General features: G+C 34.2%; 3 protein-coding genes. 2 read left to right on the top strand and 1 reads right to left on the bottom strand.

What is annotated here, in order from left to right:
• The coding region (locus F6K13_RS27555) for a Gfo/Idh/MocA family oxidoreductase (RefSeq protein WP_287289073.1) at positions 1–525 on the top strand (525 nt) is incomplete at its 5' end.
• A 197-nt stretch (positions 526–722) separates the two neighbouring features.
• Here the strand turns inward: F6K13_RS27555 and F6K13_RS27550 are convergent.
• A complete protein-coding gene (locus F6K13_RS27550; protein ID WP_124144721.1) occupies positions 723–1,265 on the bottom strand; it encodes a GAF domain-containing protein in 543 nt (180 codons plus the stop codon).
• A 179-nt stretch (positions 1,266–1,444) separates the two neighbouring features.
• On the opposite strand from F6K13_RS27550, the gene F6K13_RS27545 reads away from it, so the two are divergent.
• Positions 1,445–2,353 carry an ion channel gene (locus F6K13_RS27545; RefSeq protein WP_124144722.1) on the top strand — a complete coding sequence of 303 codons (909 nt, stop codon included), beginning with the start codon at positions 1,445–1,447 and terminating at the stop codon, positions 2,351–2,353.
• Positions 2,354–2,664 lie beyond the last annotated feature (311 nt).

The following is a 2,664-nucleotide window of genomic DNA, read 5'->3' as shown; positions in this document are numbered from 1 at the left end:
CTTTGGGGACAACTGAATACTTCAATTAAAACTCGTCCTGACCCCACAGAGGATAACAAGTTAAAACCAGTAGATGCAGATGATACTTGTAATATTATGCTAGATTTGGCGGACGGTACTCCCTGTCAAATTTGTATTAGTTCTGTTACCTATCAAGGGCGTGGTCATTGGGTAGAAGTTTATGGTAGTAAAGGTACACTAATTATAGGTAGCGATAATCAAAAAGATTATGTACATGGGTTCAAAGTTTGGGGTTCTCAAAATGGGGAGACTTTAGTAGAAATAAAAGTTCCTGACAGATTAGAATTTCCTCAAATTTATCCTGATGGTAGAATTGCACCTTTTATTCGAGTAGTTGATAATTGGGTAAAAGCAATAGAGGTCAGAAAATCTGTAGTTCCATCTCTGAGAGAAGGTGTTTATTCTCAGTTATTAATGGATTTAACCCATGAATCTAATATGACAGGTAATTGGGTCAATGTGCCAGATTTAGATAAATTATTGGCAAATAGTAGTAGCTTTTAACTGAATGTCGTCGCGGGGTCGCACCACTTTGTCAAAGGGACATCTCCTGTAAAATATTTTAATTAAGCTTATTATTCGTAATATTCTTTGTTCAAATTGGTATAATAGACATCTGGTAAAAATCAAAAATAAAATCAATTCTTATCCATAAATATTCAAATATTTCTTTCTGTTCCCTATTCCCTATTCCCTTAATATTAGCTATCTCTAATAGCTGGTGCAGTTGCCAAACTGACTGCTGCCTTTTGCATAATTTCTATATCTGACTTTGACCAGGAGCGTGCATCCTGACATTGATGAGCAACTAGCAACCCCCATAACCTCCTAGAATTAAGAATCGGCACTACTAAATTAGCTTTAACCCTTATACTACGGAGAAAATCTCGATGGCAAGGATGTATTGCTTCTAATTCAATATCTTCGATCACTCGGACTCTTCCCTCTTGATACATAGCAGCATATTCATCATTAAAACATTCATCAGCTCCTGTTGAACCATAAATTGATAGTTCCTCATCACTCAAAGACTCAAATGTTACTTGTCCTTTCCACTCACGATAAAAATAATATAATACTACTCTTTCTGATCGAATATAGCCTCTAATATTATCAAGAGTTTCTTGGATAAAAGTGTTTCGAGCTACATTTTGAGCAAGGCGTTTTGTTAGTTTTTCTAAATCCGGGTCAGTATGAGACATATTAGGGCGATTATTACACTCTTTATTGTTACTATTAGCCATGCTCTGTATCAGTTAACTTACAATTTTTAAAGCTTATATCGGTTGAAAATTTTGACTAGCAGATCGGTCATCTTTATTTTATGCTCATAACTTAGTTTGACTCATTTCAAATTTTTTTGCCATGGTTATTTGTCAGAGAATTTGATAATTTTCATCAGCACTATTATTCGGTAATTAAAATGAAAAATTTTAAACGAAAACCTCAAAAAACTTTTGTAAGAAAAATCGGTCCTGTAGACTTTATAATTTCAGGAATGACTCGCTTTGAGTGGAGTGATTTTTACCATTGGTTAATACAAATTTCTTGGCAAAAGCTATGGGGAATAATCATTAGTTTTTATTTAATAATTAATATTATATTTACATTTTTATATTTGGCCAGTAGTAATGGAATTGCTAATGCTCAACCTGGTTCTTTTAGTGATGCTTTTTCTTTCAGCGTACAAACCATGGCCACTATTGGTTATGGCGCGATGTACCCGACAAATACTTATACCCATATTTTAGTAACTATAGAAGTTTTTATTGGTCTAATTGCCATGGCAATGATTACAGGACTAATGTTTGCCCGTTTTTCTTTGCCAACTGCGCGGGTACTTTTCAGTAAGGTAGCAGTTATTTCTCCTTACAATGGTATTCCGACTCTTATGTTTCGTATTGCCAATCAACGCCAAAATTGGATAGTAGAAACTCAAGTGAGAGTAACTTTATTAATGGATAAAGAGGTTTCTGCTGAAGGACATTCTTTACGAAGATTATGCGATTTAAAATTGGTTCGTTCTCAAACACCAATGCTTGCTCTTACCTGGTTAGTAATGCACCAAATTGATGAAAATAGTCCTTTATATAATTGGTCTGAAGATGATTTTAAGAATTTAAATAATCAGGATATGCGATTTTTTATAATGCTTACGGGATTAGATGAAACTGTTTCTCAGACTATTCATGCTCGTCATATTTATACATTAGACCAGATAATGTGGCATCAGCGTTTTGTTGATATAATGTTTACTTCTGCGGGTGGTCAAAACTATGTTGATTACTCACATTTCCATGATGTTATGCCTTTAGAAATAAGTAAAAATTGACTGAAAATTCAGAAATTAAAGTATGAATGAATACTGATAAATACTGGAAAATCAAAAATTTTTGCCAAACTAAGTTTTTTGTGGTTTAATCATCAAGGGTTATTCACTTGATAAAATATATATTCCGGAATAGTTTATGACAGATACAGTAGGTACAACAGAAGCAGCTTTTCTTCTCAATATTTCTACCGCCAGACTCAGGTTACTTCTCAGGCAAGGTCGCCTCAAAGGAGCCAAAAAGGTCAAACGATTCTGGATAATTCCTTTGAATAGTCGGGGAATGCCAGAAATTACTCCAGGTCGTCGAGGTA

The organism is Okeania sp. SIO2B9 (assembly GCF_010672505.1).
Classification (GTDB): Bacteria; Cyanobacteriota; Cyanobacteriia; order Cyanobacteriales; family Microcoleaceae; genus Okeania; species Okeania hirsuta.
Note: the sequence above shows the minus strand (reverse complement) of the source record. Positions and strands in the feature narration are given on the sequence as shown.

Bases quoted from the DNA above. Each gene is read 5' to 3' on its own strand.
- F6K13_RS27545 (WP_124144722.1), top strand. From the start codon at position 1,445: ATGAAAAATTTTAAACGAAAACCTCAAAAAACTTTTGTAAGAAAAATC.
- F6K13_RS27550 (WP_124144721.1), bottom strand. From the start codon at position 1,265: ATGGCTAATAGTAACAATAAAGAGTGTAATAATCGCCCTAATATGTCT.